The organism is Maribacter sp. Asnod2-G09, from assembly GCF_045063795.1.
Classification (GTDB): domain Bacteria; phylum Bacteroidota; class Bacteroidia; order Flavobacteriales; family Flavobacteriaceae; genus Maribacter.
Window position 1 is genome coordinate 757,461 of record NZ_JBEFOA010000002.1, and the last position, 16,506, is coordinate 773,966.

Here is a 16,506-nt window from a genome sequence, read left to right on the forward strand (position 1 = left end):
CAAAAGACAAAAGCCAAAAGCCAAAAGCCAAAAGCCAAAAGCCAAAAGCCAAAAGCCAAAAGCCAAACGCCAAAAGCCAAAAGCCAAAAGCCAAAAGCCAAAAGCCAAAATAAGAAGTACAAAGTATGTTTTAACTTGAACTTGAACTTGAATTTGATTTTTGAGTTTGAGTTTGTATTTTAATTTTCCAACAACCAACAACCAACAACCCACAACTAGCCAATGAGTTTCAAAAACCAGATAGAATTTCTTAAAGAATTACAGAAAAATAATTCTAAAGAATGGATGGATGCCAATCGTAAATGGTACAAACAAGTACGCGATGAATATATCGATTGGCTTGATAGTATGAATAGAAGACTATCTGCTATTGATGATGAATATTATGATACGCCCGGTAAAAAGGGAATAAATCGTATTAATAATAATCTAATGTTTCATCCAAATAAACCGGTGTACAAAGACCATTTCGGAGCGGGATTTGACAAGAAACCAAAGACGGCAGATTTCTATTTTGAACTGGGAATTGAACGTTGCATTTTTGCAGGCGGATTATGGCGACCTGAGTCAAAAGTATTACGAAGTGTTCGTGATGCTATTGATTATGATGGCGAAGACTTTGTCAAAATATTGAATAAGAAGTCCTTTAAAACTCGTTTTGGCGGACTCTTTGAAGATGCGAAACTAACAAACGCACCTAAAGGATTTGCCAAAGACCATAAACATATTGAATTACTCAAAAACAAAACCTTTGCAGTTTTTCATGAGTTTGATACCAAGGAAACTAATAGGGCTAATTTTGAAGACGAGTTAATAAACGCCTATAAAGAAATGCTTCCATTTAGGCGTTATTTGAATAAAGCGATTACAGTTTAATTATTCAGCATCTGCAGCAGGTATCCACCTTGCTTTTAAATCTGGTTGAGTCATTAAACTATCTAAAGGAAACATTGGTCTCTTAATTCTTTTATATCCTAAACGATTAAGGTCTTGATCCACTCCGCCAGGAGTAAGAGCCATAGTCCAATCGCCACGCATGTTGTATAATTCTGGCACTAGATACCCGATTTTAACCACAACAACATCAGAATTTTTTGGGTCTAATCTTAAATTAGTAAAATCACTCAAGTGGTGATAAGGCTTCCGTTTTTTGGTAACGATAACATCAATATTTCCAACCTTAACGACTACTTCAACTTCTGCATTGGTATCACCTTCTTTGATGGCGGTAATAGTTCCATCTAACAAAAGAGGACCAGCAAATCTATGATCTACGGCTGCACCGGCTTCCGCTTTAATTTTTCCGCCAACACCTATTTTCATTGCTTTTGCTACGAATTCTGGTCCTGGTATAGAGGCATAGATTAACGACTTTCCATTTTTAGATTTAAATTCTGGTCTAGCCAAGAGCTCTTTCAAAGTCCAAGTTACATCACCTGAACCACCAGCGGTTGGGTTATCGCCCATATCACTAATCATATATGGTTTTTTATCACTTGCCAAGGCAAGTTTTAAGCTTTCATCTAATGTCGTTGTAGGTGCTACAAATTCAAATTCATTACGAACATCCCAAAAGCTTTGAGCCAATTTCTCGGCACCTTTTTCAACCTTTTCTTTATTATCACCGGTAACCATAACGACTGCATGGTTACGAGGTTCATCCGCCCAAGCATAACCGATCCAAATAGCGGCATCAATAACGCCGTCTTGATCGGCAACTGTAGGCACTTCTGCATAAAGACTTTTACCAGGTTCTATACGGGTACTTGTTTTCTCTCCGGGTAAAAGTATCGGTACAGGAACCCACGCTTTAAAAGCAGGTTTCCCTTTGCCACTTTCTAATCGTTCAATTAAATTGGTTACTGCTCTCTTTTTAGATTCTATTGCATCTTCATGTGGCGCCATACGGTAACAGGTAATTAAATCGGTATGCTGAGCAAGTCTTTCCGATACATTTCCATGCAAATCCATCGACGTAGAAATTAATACATCATCACCAATAACTTCACGAATACGAGCAATCAAATCACCTTCGGGATCATCTAAACCAACAACACTCATTGCCCCATGAATATCAAAGAAGAGTCCGTCATACGGCATATTCTCCTCAAGCATTTTCAAACTTTTAGTCACCAAAGACTCATAAGCTTCACGTGTTACGGTGCCACCAGGTAAAGATTTACCAACAAGCGTAGGTACCCATTTGGCTCTTTTTCTATTTAAAGAATCTGGTTGTAGAAAAGGGTATCTTGTAAAAACAGAATCTCCCACTTTTGCGTGAAAAGCCTCTTCTGTAGAAAGGGCAGGTGAGAAGGTGCTACTTTCAATACCTAAACCGGCAATAGCAATTTTTGGTAGTTTTTTGCTTTCTTCTGATGACTTATCGTCTTTACAAAAAGTTGTACATATTAAAAGTAAAATGACGTAAATGTAGAATTGTTTCAAGGTATTCGAAGTTTATGTTAGCATTGAAAAGATAAATAAAAAGAGTTTTAAATAGCAAGAGTTTTTGCCGGATAACCGTTTTCAGGCTATTAAGGTGATCTTATGGAACATGTAATCAATTTATTTACGATTTTCATTGCACTAGTTTATCTTTATAAACGAATTTAAAATTCAATTGAATTGAAAAACGGAAGCATAAAAGACGTAGAAAAAAAACTACTTTCTGATAATTGGTATACGCTAAATAAATATACGTTCAGCTATCAACGACCTGATGGCACTTGGGAAAAACAAGAACGTGAAGCTTATGATAGAGGTAATGGAGCTGCTATTTTGCTGTATAACTCTAAAAAACGGACCGTTGTGCTTACCAGACAATTTAGAATGCCCACGTATGTAAATGGTAATGAAGACGGAATGATGATTGAAGTTTGTGCGGGACTTCTAGATGGTGATAACCCTGCAGATTGTGTTCGTAAAGAAACGGAAGAAGAAACAGGTTATAAAATCAGTAACGTACAAAAAGTATTTCAAACTTATATGTCGCCAGGTTCGGTGACCGAGATAGTGTATCTTTTTGTGGGGGAGTATGATGAAAGTATGAAAGTCAGTGATGGCGGTGGTGCAGACGATGAAACCGAAAATATTGAGGTATTGGAGTTAGATTTTAATGAGGCTATGAAGATGGTGGCTAGCGGAGAAATTAAAGATGCAAAAACCATTATGCTGCTACAACATGCAAAGTTAAATTCGTTAGTTTAAAGCTTGGTAACCGACTCTTCTACTATGGATAAAATCTCTAAGGTCGGATTCGGAGGTGGCTGTCATTGGTGTACCGAAGCAGTGTTTACGGCACTTAACGGTGTAGAGAAAGTAGAACAAGGCTTTATTGCTCCAAAAGAAAATACAGCAGATTTTTCTGAGGCTGTAATTGTTCATTATAAAGATGAGGTTATAGCGTTGAAAGATTTAGTAGCTATTCATTTAGATACGCATAGAAGCACCGAAAATCATTCTATGCGGAATAAATATAGGTCCGCAGTTTATTTCTTTAAACAGAATGATGAGCTTTTGTTAATGGGAATTATGACTGATTTACAGCAATATTTTGATAGTCCGTTAATAACGGTAATACTTCGGTTTGGGGAATTTAAATCATCTGAAGAACGATTTCATAATTATTATTTTAACGATACCGAGAAACCTTTTTGCAAAACGCATATAACCCCTAAAATTAAAATGTTGAAAGAGAAATATGCCCAACATGTGTCACCGCAAGTTCAATAGTTAATAGGTATCTCTAAGTGTTTGAAGCATTTGTTCAAGTCTATTTCGTTCTTCTGATGTAGATTGTTTAAAGTGATTGTTCATAAAACTGAAAATCAACACTTTTCCTGAGTTTGCAATCAAGTATCCGCTAAGGCAATAGTTATTACTTAGGCTTCCAGACTTTGCAAATACATAAGGTTTCTCATCTCCGGCAAACCTATTTTTTAAAGTACCCGATAATCCCCCGGCAGGGAAAATAGAAAATAAACGTTCTTGAGGCACCAGTGTATAAAGTTGGTCTAAAACCGAGACCATGTTCTGCGGTGTAAACAAATTGTATCGCGAGAGTCCCGATCCATCTACCCACCTAGGTTCTTGATTTAAATTTTTTAGTTCATTTTCTAAAATATAACTTCTAGTTAGTTTTCCATTTAAGGTGTCCGTGAGAACACCTGCAGATACGAGTAAAAGTTGTTCTGCAATAAAATTATCGCTTTCGTGCATCATGCGCACATAAAGCGAATGGGTATTACTACCGTACAATGTTTGCTTTTCGCCTACAGGCATTGTTGTAGCGATACCAACCTTTTTGGAAAGCAAATTCTCTAAAATTGATTTTGTAGTCTGATTACTTGTAATAAACGGAGTTTCTAATGTATCCTTTCTTGTCGGTGGATAATAAAATAAATTTGAAGTCTCATTTCTATGGTTCTTATGAGTCAATTCTAAAACACTGTCCTTGAAATAAGGAGGAGATACGATGAGCTTTGGATTCTTATAAGTCATTACCACATTACCATTTATAGGTAATGCACTTTTCTCTGCAGAATAATACCATTGGTAATCGTCCCAAGCCCAACCTGGTCCGTACTTTTCATCTTGAAAATTGTTCGACGCAAAAACTAGATTACTTTGATTCTGAAGAAAATTTAAAGCCGTTGCGTCTTTTATATAAGGATGTAAAAACGACGGATCACCAGTACCTTCAAAATATAAGGTATCATTTGTGGCAATATATTTTAAAGCCGGTATTTGAGCTGGCAAGGTTTTAAGTGCTGCGAAAAGTGTGAAAATTTTGGTGTTACTTGCAGGTATAAAATACTTATGACTGTTATTGGTGTATATCGTGTCTTTAGTTTCAGCATCGACAACCAAAACACCTGTAAACTGATTTTTATAAAACGCTGATGACAACTGTTTGTCAAACGATTTTGAAACCAAAGACTTCTTTGAACTACAGGCAGATAGTAGCAAAAAAGTAACTGCTAAAAAGTGAAAATTCTTCATGAATTCGAAATTACAAAATTGCATACTTACGAATGCGATAAAAATTTAACATGTAAGTAATTACTTTAACTTTTTGTATACAATATTACACTTGCATTTCTGTTTACCTTTATACAACAACAAATCTATTAATCTAACAACAACATGTCTAAGTCTATGCTAGAGTATAGTAAAACAGTACTTAAAAAGGTTAGTTTTGATACCTTACTATTTTGTAAAGAGTTGAAGAAAGCCTTAACGACGTTACTACCCGAAGAGGTGGAAGAGTTAAAAGTCTGGTTAGAAAGTTTTATAACCGATAAACCAGAATTACATCAAAGTTTAGTTTATTTAAAAGCATAATAAAGAGCCACGTAAAGTGGCTCTTTTTTTTTACGCAACCTATAGCTTTATTTGCATCTTATATTAAAAGATACGATGGCTATTAAATTTACGGTTGCGATATTTTTGTTATTCTTAATGCAATGTCAAAATGACGACATGCCTTTTGATGACACACCTATTGACGATACTAGTTTGGTAGGTGAGTGGTTGTTGACAGAATCATATGTGAGTCCTGGTGGTGCCACAGAGTGGAAAGATGCTGAGGAAGGCTATCGCTATTTCTTCGATGAATTCGGTAATTATGAAAGAACTGATTTTAATAGAAGTCTATTAGATTCAGGCGATTATGAAATTACGGACAAAGAGCTTTATCTATACTTTGTAATTGAAGGTGAAAAAGATACCTTAGGATATAGCGCAGACTTCAATAAAAGTAAAACCAGATTAACAATATCAGCATCATACCCAGCTATATGTATAGAGGGTTGCTTGTACCGATTTAAAAAGCAATAGGTATTACTTATGTAACGGACTTATAATCTTTACATCTTGAAAAGCAATTGCACCACGAACAATACCGGTAATTACATCTCTTAAAGCTTCTGTAATCTGAACCTTTAGTTCTTTTTTGTGGTAGATAAGACTTACTTCTCGTGCAGGTGAAGGTTCTTTAAAGTACTTCAAGTTTTTCTTTTTGACATCGTCAAGCTCTAACGTATTTAAATAGGGTAGAAGTGTCATGCCTAAGCCTTCATTAGAAAGGTTGATAAGTGTTTCAAAACTTCCACTTTGTAAGCTAAAATGTTCACCACCAATTTTCGGTGTTTTACAAAGGTTCAAAACACCTTCCCTGAAACAGTGCCCGTCTTGCAGTAGTAATATATCTTCAATATCTAAATCATCTGGCGTAATTTGAGTACTGTTTCCTAAACGATGTTCTTTAGGTACGTAACCAACAAATGGTTCGTAATACAAAGGTCTTTCAGTAATAAAATCTACCTCTAGCGGAGTTGCGGCAATAGCGGCATCAATGTGACCGTCTTCAATATTCTTGATTAAACTCTCTGTATTTTGCTCCTTAATTATCAGATTTACTTTCGGATATTTCTGAATAAAATTCTTCAAAAACATCGGTAATAAGGTGGGCATTATGGTAGGGATGATCCCTAATACATAATCCCCACCAATATATCCTTTTTCTTGCTCTACGATATCTTTAATACGTGCCGCCTCATTTACAATATTCTTAGCTTGCGCTACAATTTTTTTACCGACTTCGGTAATAGTAATTGGTTTTTTACTACGATCAAAAAGAAGTATATCTAATTCATCTTCAAGCTTTTGAACTTGCATGCTCAACGTTGGTTGCGTTACAAAACTCTTCTCGGCAGCGAGTGTAAAGTTTTTGTATTCGGCAACGGCAAGCACGTATTGTAATTGGGTAATGGTCATGTATATAGTATAAGGCTATAAAATTACTAAAAACCATTATTATAACCTATTGACAATGCTTGTTCAGTAGTTAATTAACCATTAAAATCGAAGGGTCAATTGCATATCTTCTTTTTCGACAGTGAACTTCGCATCGCTAAATGTCGGTGGACCCATTGGCATAGAATTACCGCTCATAGCATAATCTTCTTTTGGCATTCCGTTGGTTTCAAAATCCATCGAATTATTATCATTCGCATCATGTAGAACAGAAAACGCGTAATCACCTGGTTGTATGTTTTCAAAGGTTAATATTAACTCGCCAGCTTCAGCTTTATCATGGCTGGTTTCAAGTCCTTCAGCTTTCATGAAAGTCGCTTCGTTATGTAATGCACTTAATACGTGCCCTTCATCATTCAGTACATTTTCAATAACAACAGTCAGTGTAATGCCTTCTTTTTCTTGAGCGTTCATAGTAATGGTCATTGCGAATACAGTAATAGTAAATAGTAACTTTTTCATTTTATAAGGTTTTAAAGATTAATTGATACTTCAAAGATGCCTTATGAATACGCTTTTTGAAAAAGGAACTAACTCAATTGTAGAATTGTATTACTGAATTGTAATAGATCAATGATAGTGCAGTAAAGTAAATAGTTTAAAAGGAGTACAGGGGTGTTATCTTCTTTTGGTGATAAAATAATCGAGACCGAATTTACCCGAACCAAAACCCATAAAGAAGAGACCTAAACAGAAAAAAGTAAATGTGGGCATAATACTCCATGAATTATCCCAAGGTCTAAATACTATGGTAGTAAACATAGTTACGGTAACAAAGAAGGCTGTTATTCTCGTATTTAAACCTAAAATTAATAAAATACCACCTAGTGCTTCTGTAAACCCTGCAGACCAAGCAAAGAATTCGGGCATATAAGAAAATGGTATACCGAATTGTTTGACCAATTCAACAAACCAATCAGATACTTCTAAAAATCCGAGACCCGTAGATTTTGGAGTCCAAGGCGTTCCAAATTTATTGACGGCAAAAACAAAGGCAAGTAAGTATCCGGTAATTAATCTAGGTATTAGTACTAGAATATTTGGCATCAATGCATCTATCCTAAAAGGGGTAATCAACTTTTTTAAAGGAAGTAGTTGTTGATAGTACATTGATTTGGTTTTTGGTTACCTAAACTTAAATAAAATAGAAGTTTCCAGAAATGATAAATATCAATGTTTAAGATATCAAAATTTAATATTTTAAATGGGAGGTTTGATTTATTTTATCTTAATACTCTCAATTTCAAGAGTAAAGTCTTCTTTAACACCGTTCTTAATGATAATGGCAATTTGAGCCAGGTAATCCCCATGATAGTTGGGCAGCTTTAATTCTTCACCTCTAAAAACAGCTTCCATTTCAGTAAACGGAATTTCAATAGTTTGCCACTCTTTACTCGATTTGAAATCATAACTATAAGTGTGTCGTTGATGCTCGCCAGATTTACAGCGGAAAGCATATTTTTTTCCGTCGCCTTTAATGCGAATTACGAAAGCCGAAAAAGCATCTACAGGTATACGTTCCACATCATGTCTTACAAGGCAGAATCCGCCATTATTATCTAAAGAAACATGTCCGCTGAAAACACCGTTACCTTGCATATTAATTTGCATGAGTCCCATTGACAGACCTCCCATAACATCATCATTGACAATATGCCATTGTTTGATATTACACTTTTTATTGAATTCAAAAATTGATTTTAATTCGCTCATAATTGCAAGTGTTTATAAGGTATACCTGTGCAATTAAAATTAGTGGTAAAGCAGCTATAATAAACACTCTAAGCCTATTTATTTTAGCTGATATGAAAAACAATTAGTCCATTCGTTTTTTCATCTCATCTGCAACCGCTTTTTCAGGAACGCCTTGTTTTTCAAGTTCAGATATAATTTTAGGGTGATCATGGCTTCTTCCTTGAGATAGTTTATTTACAGCTTGTATATCATTGACTAAAATTTCAAATCCTATAATACCATTTACTTGACTCATGGTTTTTTTAGACATATCATTCAATGAAATAGGATGCTCAGATTTTTGCTCGTATTTATCAACAAGTGCATGTAAAGCGGTAAGTAACTCTTCTGAAGTTTGAATTTTTACGGTACCATAAACATGAACGGCTATATAGTTCCATGTAGGTACTTCTTCATGTTGATACCATGATGATGAAATATAGCCATGCGGACCATTAAAAATACACAACACTTCATCACCATCAATCAAGTTTTTACTTTGCAAATTCGCTTTGGCAATATGACCGATTAACACATCTTTACCGTCTGAATTCTTTGATAGTTCTAGTGGAATATGCGTGCCCCAAGGTTTCCCTTCAATAGTATTGATCAAGATACCGAAACTATTATTTTTTAAAAAGTCGTGAATCTCTTTAATGTCATTATTTTTATAGTGTTCAGGTATAAACATGTGGTCTGGTTTTCTATGTAAATATAACCGTTTTATACAAATGGTTTTAGAACCAATTTTTTAATGTTTCGTGTTACATAATTAACGAGATACTGATTAACTTGTGTAGGAATTTAAAAACAAGAATATGCCCTTTATAACAAATACAAAAGCAAAAGAACAAGTAGATATATTTTACGAAGACTACGGAAGCGGACAACCAGTGATTTTAATTCATGGATGGCCTTTAAGTCGTAAGTCTTGGGAACAACAAGTATGGAAGATAGTAGAGGAAGGCTATCGCTGTATATCGTACGACCGTAGAGGATTTGGAACATCATCTTCGCCATGGGATTCTTACGATTATTCTGCCTTGGCAAGTGATTTAAATACAATCATAGAAGAACTAGATTTGAAAGATGCTGTTATCGTTGGTTTTTCAATGGGTGGCGGTGAAGTAGTTCGTTATTTAACCGACTATGGTTCTAGTAGAATAGCTAAAGCAGTACTTATTAGTTCTATTGTTCCACTAGTAAAACAAAAACCAGATAACCCCGCGGGAGTACCAGAAGAAGCTTTAGACGGAATTATTGATGCTTTACAAAAAGATAGGGTTGGCTTTTTGAAAGAGTTCAGTAAAGGATTCTACAATTTTGAAGAAAACAAGGGAAAAAGAATTAGTCAGGCGCAATTAGATTACGATTTTACTATCGCTTCTTTTGCATCGCCTAGAGCAACCATACAAGCAGCATTGGCTTGGATGCATACTGATTTTAGACCAGAGCTAAAGAATGTAACTGTACCAACGTTAATAGTTCATGGTGATGCTGATGCCACAGTGCCAATCGAAACTTCAGCTAAACAAGCACATGAAGGTATTAAATACAGTACTTACGAAGTAATTAAAGGAGCACCACACGGACTCAATGTTACGCACCCCGATGAGTTAAATGAAATATTGATTTCTTTTTTGAAGAAGTAAGTAGAAGTTATAATGAATTAAAAAAATCCCGATTGTGATTCACAATCGGGATTTTTTTTATGAAATTGTGAATCTATTCGGCATCTTTATACTTTTCGAACCAAGCTAATACACTTGCAATTTTAGCAATTAAATTACTAGGTCTGTTGGCAATACCGTGTCCCGCGCCAGGTATACGCACCATAGCCGTTTCTACACCTTCTAATTTTAATGCGGTATAGAATTGTTCAGATTCTGCAATTGGTGTTCTGTAATCTTCTTCACCAGTAAGCAACATTGTTGGCGTAGTAACATTCGCAACGTACATTAACGGTGAACGTCTAAAATAATTTTCTGGATCTTCCCATGGTTTTTTGCCGAACCAGTATTTAGAGAAAAATGCAGCACCATCAGCATAAAGCACAAAGCTTGTCCAGTTAATTACTGGCTTGGCAACTACGGCAGCTTTAAATCGGTCTGTTTTACCAACTATCCAGGCAGTCAGTACTCCGCCGCCACTACCACCGGTCACGAAAAGATTATCGGTATCCACATATCCTTTTTCAATAACAGCATCAACACCGCTCATTAAATCATCATAATCATGGTTAGGGTAGTCATGGTGTATCAAGTTGCCAAATTCTGCTCCGTAACTCGTACTTCCTCTAGGGTTGCTGTACAGTACTACATAACCTGCCGCAGCGTAAGCTTGTATTTCTGCACTATACACAGAACCATAGCTCGTAAATGGTCCGCCATGAATTTCTAGAATAAAAGGGTACTTTTTATTCGGATCAAAGTTTGGCGGAGTTACTACCCAACCTTGTATTTTTTGTTGGTCAAAAGAAGACTCCCACCAAATCTCTTCAGTTTTACCTATATCTCTAAAAGAATAAAGGTCATCATTTACAAAAGTCAATCGTTTAGAACCTTTTTTATCGCCAACCCCTAAATCAGAAGGGTGCTCTGTATTACCTAAAGTATAGGCGAATTTTGAATTATTAGAAACCGTAAAATCACCGGCATTGTATGGTCTACCTAAAGAGAGTCCGCCAAGACCTTCAACAAGAGTAGTCACTTTTCCATCCAACGTTATATGTGCTATTTTTGTAGCTCCTTCCGTATCATATTGAAAATAAAGTCCCTTACCATCATTAGCCCACTGTGCATTGGCAATGTCCCTATCAAAACTGCCAGAAAGTAATTTTGAGTTGCTACCATCGGTGTTCATTACATAAAGGTTCGTAATTTGGTAGCCTTGCAATTTGTCATCATTACCGGTGTAGGCAATCATTTTACCATCAGGAGAAACTTTAGGAGAACCATCAGGTCCATATCTAGATGTTAATGGAGAAACTTCTGCTGTAGCAATATTTAAAGCATAGACCTCACTATTTGCAGGTTCAAAAGCCTCATCAGGGTTAAAATTTGCCGAGAAGTATAAAGTTCTATCATTTTTTGCCCAAACAGGAGCACCGTGGTCAAATTTTGTTGTCGTTAATTGTTTTGGAGTTCCGCCATCAATAGACAATGTAAAAATTTGACTATGACCGCCTTTTATATAACCTTGTCCGTCACCTCTGTAATTTAATTTATCAATATATGTCGGTGGAGTATTCCATTTTGCGCCTTCAGGCTTTGCAGGTAGTTTTACTATAGACTCTTCAGCTTCTGGTACAAACATGGTAAATGCTAAATAGCGATCATCATTAGACCAGCTAACAGCGCCTGGTGCTTTTGGTGTATTTGTTAGCGGAGCAATTTCTTTTGTATCCATCCACATGACATACAACTTCATCTTCTCATCTTCTTTATTCGATTTATAGATGATTTTTTTACCGTCGTGAGACCAACGTGGGTAATAATCGTTTTGGTTGCCAGTAGTCAATGGTCTGTTTTGTGAACCATCGTAATTAACCATCCAAAGGTTCGATAAATTTCTGTCCGTCATGATATCCTTAAAATTTCGAACATAGATGATTTTACTTCCATCTGGAGATATCTGAGGGTCAGATACATACTCCATATTAAAAATATCGGTCAGCTCAAGATTCGAAGAAACCTGTGCAGTTGCAGATACTGTAAACAATAAGAGAAACAGTGTTTTAATAATAATTTTCATAGTGTTAAATTTGGTTTGAAATGATGCTATGAAGATAGCGAAATACTTAAAAAAATGAATCGCTATTTTGCAGAATTGAGTAAGTATTAACATTCAGTTTTTTAATCCTTTTTGTATTTTCACAATATGGAAGAAAAAGGATTTTTACATCAAATTCATCCTGTACTGCCGGTTTGGGATGTTGTTGAGGCGCTAGACTTTTATGTGAATAGATTGGGCTTTAGAATTGCTTTTGCCGATGATGCTAAAAACCCTAAATACGCAGGTATATTAAGGGATGATATTGAAATTCATTTGCAATGGCACGATAAAAAAATGTGGGAAGTGGAAATGGACAGACCATTGTTACGTATTGTCTCTCAAAATATCGAAGCCTTATATAATGAGTATTCTAGGGTAGATGTTTTTCATGCACATACCCTGTTACGGGAAACAGCCTGGGGTACGCGTGAGTTTGCTTTTTACGACCCATTCAAAAACGGATTGACATTTTATAGAGATGTGTAGCGTGTTATTAAATTGAATATCAGGATAAAAATATAAAAATGAAGGTATTATTTATTGGAGGAACGGGAAATATAAGCACACCAAGCAGTAGATTGGCAGTAGCTAAAGGAATAGAATTATATGTATTAAATAGGGGAAAAGCCAAAGTTGAGATTGAAGGTGCACATTCTATTATTGGAGACATTAACAAACCGGAAGAACTTACAGAACTTAAGAAGCACGACTGGGATGTTGTGGTGAACTGGATAGCTTTTACTCCCGATGATATTGAGCGCGATATTGAATTATTCAAAGGGAAGACCAAGCAATATATTTTTATTAGTTCGGCATCTTGTTATCAAACCCCTTTAAGTTATCCTGTAATTACGGAATCTACTCCGCTATATAATCCGCTTTGGGACTATTCTGAGAATAAAATACTATGTGAAGACCGATTACAAAAAGCGTATAGAGAAGAAGGATTTCCAATCACGATTGTTAGACCTTCATTGACCTATGATACTGTAATACCAATTGCAATTGGAGGATTTGATAAATACAACACGGCACAGCGAATTTTAGATGGAAAGGAAATTATTGTTCACGGGGATGGTACATCGCTATGGACGGTTACCCATTCAGACGATTTTGCAAAAGGTTTTGTGGGATTATTAGGATTACAAACAGCAATCGGTCACGCATTTCACATTACTTCAGATGAGGTTTTAAGCTGGAATATGATTTATAAAATCCTAGCGGATGCCTTAGGAAAAGAAGCAAATGTAGTACACGTAGCATCAGATTTTATATGTAAAGTTGAACCATCATTTACAGGAACGTTATTGGCGGACAAAGCAGAAAGTGTTTTGTTTGATAATACTAAGATTAAAATCTTTGTGCCTGGTTTTAAAGCAACCATTCCGTTTTCCGAAGGAATTAAAAGAACTATTAAATGGTTGAAAGAGAATCCTAAGCATCAGAATATAGATGAAGAGACAGAAGCTAAGATTGAGAATGTATTAAAGGTTTATAAGGGGTTGTAGCGTTTGAAGTTTAATTTTTAGAATAATTCATCATCCGTATTACCCACCCCTTAATCCCCTCCAAGGAGGGGAGGTTTTCGTTTTTGTTTGTGAGTTTCGACCAAATTTTGAAGTCTAAAGGTATGTTGATGATTTTAGTAATAAAGTTTAATTCAAGCAAGAACTATTCCCCTCTCGGGAGGGGCTAGGGGTGGGTGTCGAGTGTACGATTTCACAACCAATCAGTAATAATTTCAGAGGCAAGAATATAATTAAACCTCTTTATTTTGACTTATCACTTAGACTAATTCATCATTCGTATTACCCACCCCTTAATCCCCTCCGAGGAGGGGAGAGTTACGTTTTTGATTACGAACTAGAAGTGCCTTTAAATCTAGGGTTACAGTGTCAATTTTGTAAATATTTTAAAATGTCAGCAGGAGCTATTCCCCTCTAGGGAGGGGCTAGGGGTGGGTTCCTAAGTGGTTACATATGCCTTAGACTGGGGTATGGTAGCTACAGTTTAAAATATTCTCTAGACTATAGTTTAATTTACTTTCTCTTGCATATAGAATTTTAATCCTTAGATGATTCTAAGTACCCCATAATAAACTGCTGTTAATAGCAGTAGTATAAGACTAATTGCTAAAAACCGAATAGATCTTTGCACGTTTCTAAATTTCCAAGCCGATATTTTAGAATTGATGTATATCTGTTCCCCTAATTGCTCAAAAACCTCTTCTTCATTGATACTGACATCATAAAACTTCTTTGAAAATTCTTTGATGGTACCAAACTTGGTAATGACATCACCAAAATAAAACACATTATCACTGTAGTTCCCTTCAAGTTTCGGAATAAAGCAACGTACACTGTAAAAGATAGAAATTACAGTAGCTATAAACCATAGCCCAATTAGTATATAGAACAATATGGCATTTGAAACAGAATGCATTACTGGAGCAGCACTTTGGTAGATGAAGTTTAGAATAATACCGTAGAAAGAGAGTATAAGTCCCGCCTTCAATTCCGAAGCCTTTATGAGTCCCGATACATAATTAATGGTGCCCCAATAATGATCTACTAATTCTTCTGCATGTCCCTTAGATTTTAATTCATCTAACAGCCCTTTCTCGAAAGCCGTTAAGGTATTTTGAACTTCCACTTTTGTAGTTTTTTCCTTTTTATTGTGTGTTGGTTTAGTCATGGCTTTTCGTTTAATATCACAAGCTATTCTATCACATTGTATACGGTAAGCGGTTGCGATTTGTTTTTCATATTGATACTTCCTAAGTTTTCACATTTAAAGGCTTCTTTCACTTGCTCATAACAACTTTCACAGATAATAATTTGATTTTCTTTTGCCGCATCTTGCAACCTGGCGGCAGTATTTACCGAATCTCCTATAACGGTGTAATCTAGACGCTTAAGAGTAGCCGAACCAATATTTCCCGAAATCATTTCACCACTTTTAATACCGATAGAAACTTTTGGTTGGTACGTTTCTTTGCCTTCTTCTTTAGGTAGGCTATTGACTTGATTTCTAATGGCCAATGCGGCATCAATGGCACGATCCAAATGGTATTCTCCTCTAAAAACGGCCATAACAGCATCACCAATAAATTTATCTATGATTCCGTCCTGCTCCATGATTTCTTTTACCATGGCATCGAAATAGGTGTTGAGCATGGTCACTACGACATCGGGACTCGTGGTTTCGCTAATTTTTGTGAATCCGCATACATCAACAAACATTACGGTACCCTCAATACTTTCGTTAGCCATTATTTTAGACTCGTACTCTTGACCTCCCATAAAATTGAGTACATTCTCATCTACATACATTCTAAGAATATTATTCTCTTTTATTGCTTGTAAAGTCTTTCGAATTTCCATGGCATGTTTCAAGGTTTTCTCCATGGTCAATGTAAGATCTTCAAAATTGATAGGTTTGGTAATAAAATCGAAAGCACCACGATTCATGGCAACACGAATATTTTCCATATCTCCGTATGCAGAAACAATGACCGCTTTAATTAGCGGACTAGATTCATGTAACTCAGAGAGTAAGGTTAGACCGTCCATCTCTGGCATATTAATATCGCTCAAAACAATATCTATTCCGGGATTTTTATCCAGCTTTTCTAGTGCGTCTCTACCATTAATAGCAAATACAAACTCGTATTCGTTTTGCCGTATTTGCTTTCTAAATTTCTGTTTGATGAGTATTTCTAAATCTGTCTCATCATCTACTACCATTATCTTTGCCATAGTCTTAGGTTAAGGTTATCAGCTTATCTTTTAATAATGAAAAATCTAAAGGTTTGGTTAGAAAATCATCGGCACCCAAGTTTTTTGCCATTGTTCTATTTTCATCATCGCCGTAAGCGGTAATCATCATAACCATTGGTGGTGGTTTTACATAATTCTTTTTAATGTTATCCAATAACTCTAAGCCACTCATCCCGGGCATATTTATATCAGATAATATAAGCACAGCTTCATGTTCCATTGCTTTCATTAGGCTTAAAGCTTCCTCTCCAGAGAATGCGAAAACAAATTCGAGCTCCTCTTTTTTTATTTCTTTTCTAAAACGCTGTTGAAAAAGCACTTTTACATCTTGTTCATCATCTACAACTAATATCTTCATAAGTTGGTCTTTTTGTTATTTTCAAATAATTTTAATGGGGAACAT

Annotated in this window: 19 protein-coding genes and 1 pseudogene; 8 read left to right on the forward strand and 12 right to left on the reverse strand. The window is 35.7% G+C overall.

The genetic code is table 11. From position 1 onward, the window contains the following. A pseudogene (locus tag ACJJVT_RS03390) lies at nucleotides 1–198 on the reverse strand (hypothetical protein); the annotation flags it as partial. Between the two features lie 24 nt (nucleotides 199–222). Here ACJJVT_RS03390 and ACJJVT_RS03395 point away from each other — a divergent pair. Further along, nucleotides 223–876 carry a DUF2461 domain-containing protein gene (locus tag ACJJVT_RS03395; protein ID WP_405396482.1) on the forward strand — a complete coding sequence of 218 codons (654 nt, stop codon included), beginning with the start codon at nucleotides 223–225 and terminating at the stop codon, nucleotides 874–876. On the opposite strand, the gene ACJJVT_RS03400 is transcribed toward ACJJVT_RS03395, so the two are convergent. Beyond that, nucleotides 877–2,409, reverse strand: a complete 1,533-nt coding sequence (locus ACJJVT_RS03400; RefSeq protein WP_405396650.1) for a M81 family metallopeptidase — start codon at nucleotides 2,407–2,409, stop codon at nucleotides 877–879. 216 nt (nucleotides 2,410–2,625) lie between these two features. Here ACJJVT_RS03400 and nudK point away from each other — a divergent pair, with 216 nt between their 5' ends. Beyond that, entirely contained in the window at nucleotides 2,626–3,207 is a 582-nt protein-coding gene (gene nudK, locus ACJJVT_RS03405) for a GDP-mannose pyrophosphatase NudK (RefSeq protein WP_405396483.1), read from the forward strand. Between the two features lie 24 nt (nucleotides 3,208–3,231). After that, entirely contained in the window at nucleotides 3,232–3,732 is a 501-nt protein-coding gene (locus tag ACJJVT_RS03410; RefSeq protein WP_405396486.1) for a peptide-methionine (S)-S-oxide reductase, read from the forward strand. On the opposite strand, the gene ACJJVT_RS03415 is transcribed toward ACJJVT_RS03410, so the two are convergent. Continuing rightward, nucleotides 3,733–5,001, reverse strand: a complete 1,269-nt coding sequence (locus tag ACJJVT_RS03415) for a D-alanyl-D-alanine carboxypeptidase/D-alanyl-D-alanine-endopeptidase (RefSeq protein ID WP_405396488.1) — start codon at nucleotides 4,999–5,001, stop codon at nucleotides 3,733–3,735. Between the two features lie 144 nt (nucleotides 5,002–5,145). On the opposite strand from ACJJVT_RS03415, the gene ACJJVT_RS03420 reads away from it, so the two are divergent. Both ACJJVT_RS03420 and ACJJVT_RS03425 read left to right on the forward strand, forming a co-directional pair. Continuing rightward, the gene (locus ACJJVT_RS03420) at nucleotides 5,146–5,343 is read left to right on the forward strand and encodes a hypothetical protein (protein WP_036155302.1); all 198 of its coding nucleotides are present in this window, start codon (nucleotides 5,146–5,148) and stop codon (nucleotides 5,341–5,343) included. Nucleotides 5,344–5,418: 75 nt separating this feature from the next. Then, entirely contained in the window at nucleotides 5,419–5,838 is a 420-nt protein-coding gene (locus tag ACJJVT_RS03425) for a hypothetical protein (RefSeq protein ID WP_405396489.1), read from the forward strand. 3 nt (nucleotides 5,839–5,841) lie between these two features. Here the strand turns inward: ACJJVT_RS03425 and ACJJVT_RS03430 are convergent, their stop codons facing one another. The 5 genes from ACJJVT_RS03430 to ACJJVT_RS03450 all read right to left on the reverse strand — a co-directional run bounded on the left by ACJJVT_RS03430 (nucleotide 5,842) and on the right by ACJJVT_RS03450 (nucleotide 9,241). Then, nucleotides 5,842–6,777, reverse strand: coding sequence for a LysR substrate-binding domain-containing protein (locus ACJJVT_RS03430; RefSeq protein WP_405396490.1), 936 nt, complete (start codon nucleotides 6,775–6,777; stop codon nucleotides 5,842–5,844). Between the two features lie 81 nt (nucleotides 6,778–6,858). Further along, a complete protein-coding gene (locus tag ACJJVT_RS03435; RefSeq protein WP_405396492.1) occupies nucleotides 6,859–7,278 on the reverse strand; it encodes a DUF2141 domain-containing protein in 420 nt (139 codons plus the stop codon). 156 nt (nucleotides 7,279–7,434) lie between these two features. Continuing rightward, the gene (locus tag ACJJVT_RS03440) at nucleotides 7,435–7,926 is read right to left on the reverse strand and encodes a DoxX family protein (protein ID WP_405396494.1); all 492 of its coding nucleotides are present in this window, start codon (nucleotides 7,924–7,926) and stop codon (nucleotides 7,435–7,437) included. A gap of 108 nt (nucleotides 7,927–8,034) precedes the next feature. Then, on the reverse strand, nucleotides 8,035–8,529 hold the full coding sequence (locus ACJJVT_RS03445; RefSeq protein WP_405396496.1) for a CIA30 family protein: 495 nt from the start codon (nucleotides 8,527–8,529) through the stop codon (nucleotides 8,035–8,037). A gap of 103 nt (nucleotides 8,530–8,632) precedes the next feature. Further along, on the reverse strand, nucleotides 8,633–9,241 hold the full coding sequence (locus ACJJVT_RS03450; protein WP_405396499.1) for an FMN-binding negative transcriptional regulator: 609 nt from the start codon (nucleotides 9,239–9,241) through the stop codon (nucleotides 8,633–8,635). A 127-nt stretch (nucleotides 9,242–9,368) separates the two neighbouring features. On the opposite strand from ACJJVT_RS03450, the gene ACJJVT_RS03455 reads away from it, so the two are divergent. Beyond that, entirely contained in the window at nucleotides 9,369–10,202 is an 834-nt protein-coding gene (locus ACJJVT_RS03455) for an alpha/beta fold hydrolase (RefSeq protein ID WP_405396500.1), read from the forward strand. Between the two features lie 73 nt (nucleotides 10,203–10,275). Here the strand turns inward: ACJJVT_RS03455 and ACJJVT_RS03460 are convergent, their stop codons facing one another. Beyond that, complete coding sequence (locus ACJJVT_RS03460) at nucleotides 10,276–12,303, reverse strand: S9 family peptidase (protein ID WP_405396501.1); 2,028 nt, start codon at nucleotides 12,301–12,303, stop codon at nucleotides 10,276–10,278. A gap of 126 nt (nucleotides 12,304–12,429) precedes the next feature. Between ACJJVT_RS03460 and ACJJVT_RS03465 the strand changes: the two genes are divergently transcribed. Both ACJJVT_RS03465 and ACJJVT_RS03470 read left to right on the forward strand, forming a co-directional pair. After that, nucleotides 12,430–12,810 carry a glyoxalase superfamily protein gene (locus tag ACJJVT_RS03465; protein WP_036155285.1) on the forward strand — a complete coding sequence of 127 codons (381 nt, stop codon included), beginning with the start codon at nucleotides 12,430–12,432 and terminating at the stop codon, nucleotides 12,808–12,810. A gap of 38 nt (nucleotides 12,811–12,848) precedes the next feature. After that, nucleotides 12,849–13,832, forward strand: coding sequence for an SDR family oxidoreductase (locus tag ACJJVT_RS03470; protein ID WP_405396505.1), 984 nt, complete (start codon nucleotides 12,849–12,851; stop codon nucleotides 13,830–13,832). A 562-nt stretch (nucleotides 13,833–14,394) separates the two neighbouring features. Here the strand turns inward: ACJJVT_RS03470 and ACJJVT_RS03475 are convergent. From ACJJVT_RS03475 to ACJJVT_RS03485, 3 genes are read right to left on the reverse strand one after another with little or no spacing between them, the layout of a single operon-like run. Beyond that, the gene (locus ACJJVT_RS03475; RefSeq protein ID WP_405396507.1) at nucleotides 14,395–15,018 is read right to left on the reverse strand and encodes a Pycsar system effector family protein; all 624 of its coding nucleotides are present in this window, start codon (nucleotides 15,016–15,018) and stop codon (nucleotides 14,395–14,397) included. A 23-nt stretch (nucleotides 15,019–15,041) separates the two neighbouring features. Next, the gene (locus ACJJVT_RS03480) at nucleotides 15,042–16,082 is read right to left on the reverse strand and encodes an adenylate/guanylate cyclase domain-containing protein (protein ID WP_405396508.1); all 1,041 of its coding nucleotides are present in this window, start codon (nucleotides 16,080–16,082) and stop codon (nucleotides 15,042–15,044) included. A 4-nt stretch (nucleotides 16,083–16,086) separates the two neighbouring features. Further along, a complete protein-coding gene (locus ACJJVT_RS03485; protein ID WP_405396511.1) occupies nucleotides 16,087–16,461 on the reverse strand; it encodes a response regulator in 375 nt (124 codons plus the stop codon). Nucleotides 16,462–16,506: the final 45 nt, after the last annotated feature.

What these genes read in the sequence shown, in the direction of transcription:
- ACJJVT_RS03395 (WP_405396482.1), top strand. Translation starts at nt 223, where the DNA reads ATGAGTTTCAAAAACCAGATAGAATTTCTTAAAGAATTACAGAAAAAT.
- ACJJVT_RS03410 (WP_405396486.1), top strand. Translation starts at nt 3,232, where the DNA reads ATGGATAAAATCTCTAAGGTCGGATTCGGAGGTGGCTGTCATTGGTGT.
- ACJJVT_RS03415 (WP_405396488.1), bottom strand. Translation starts at nt 5,001, where the DNA reads ATGAAGAATTTTCACTTTTTAGCAGTTACTTTTTTGCTACTATCTGCC.
- ACJJVT_RS03420 (WP_036155302.1), top strand. Translation starts at nt 5,146, where the DNA reads ATGTCTAAGTCTATGCTAGAGTATAGTAAAACAGTACTTAAAAAGGTT.
- ACJJVT_RS03425 (WP_405396489.1), top strand. Translation starts at nt 5,419, where the DNA reads ATGGCTATTAAATTTACGGTTGCGATATTTTTGTTATTCTTAATGCAA.
- ACJJVT_RS03430 (WP_405396490.1), bottom strand. Translation starts at nt 6,777, where the DNA reads ATGACCATTACCCAATTACAATACGTGCTTGCCGTTGCCGAATACAAA.
- ACJJVT_RS03435 (WP_405396492.1), bottom strand. Translation starts at nt 7,278, where the DNA reads ATGAAAAAGTTACTATTTACTATTACTGTATTCGCAATGACCATTACT.
- ACJJVT_RS03440 (WP_405396494.1), bottom strand. Translation starts at nt 7,926, where the DNA reads ATGTACTATCAACAACTACTTCCTTTAAAAAAGTTGATTACCCCTTTT.
- ACJJVT_RS03445 (WP_405396496.1), bottom strand. Translation starts at nt 8,529, where the DNA reads ATGAGCGAATTAAAATCAATTTTTGAATTCAATAAAAAGTGTAATATC.
- ACJJVT_RS03450 (WP_405396499.1), bottom strand. Translation starts at nt 9,241, where the DNA reads ATGTTTATACCTGAACACTATAAAAATAATGACATTAAAGAGATTCAC.
- ACJJVT_RS03455 (WP_405396500.1), top strand. Translation starts at nt 9,369, where the DNA reads ATGCCCTTTATAACAAATACAAAAGCAAAAGAACAAGTAGATATATTT.
- ACJJVT_RS03460 (WP_405396501.1), bottom strand. Translation starts at nt 12,303, where the DNA reads ATGAAAATTATTATTAAAACACTGTTTCTCTTATTGTTTACAGTATCT.
- ACJJVT_RS03465 (WP_036155285.1), top strand. Translation starts at nt 12,430, where the DNA reads ATGGAAGAAAAAGGATTTTTACATCAAATTCATCCTGTACTGCCGGTT.
- ACJJVT_RS03470 (WP_405396505.1), top strand. Translation starts at nt 12,849, where the DNA reads ATGAAGGTATTATTTATTGGAGGAACGGGAAATATAAGCACACCAAGC.
- ACJJVT_RS03475 (WP_405396507.1), bottom strand. Translation starts at nt 15,018, where the DNA reads ATGACTAAACCAACACACAATAAAAAGGAAAAAACTACAAAAGTGGAA.
- ACJJVT_RS03480 (WP_405396508.1), bottom strand. Translation starts at nt 16,082, where the DNA reads ATGGCAAAGATAATGGTAGTAGATGATGAGACAGATTTAGAAATACTC.
- ACJJVT_RS03485 (WP_405396511.1), bottom strand. Translation starts at nt 16,461, where the DNA reads ATGAAGATATTAGTTGTAGATGATGAACAAGATGTAAAAGTGCTTTTT.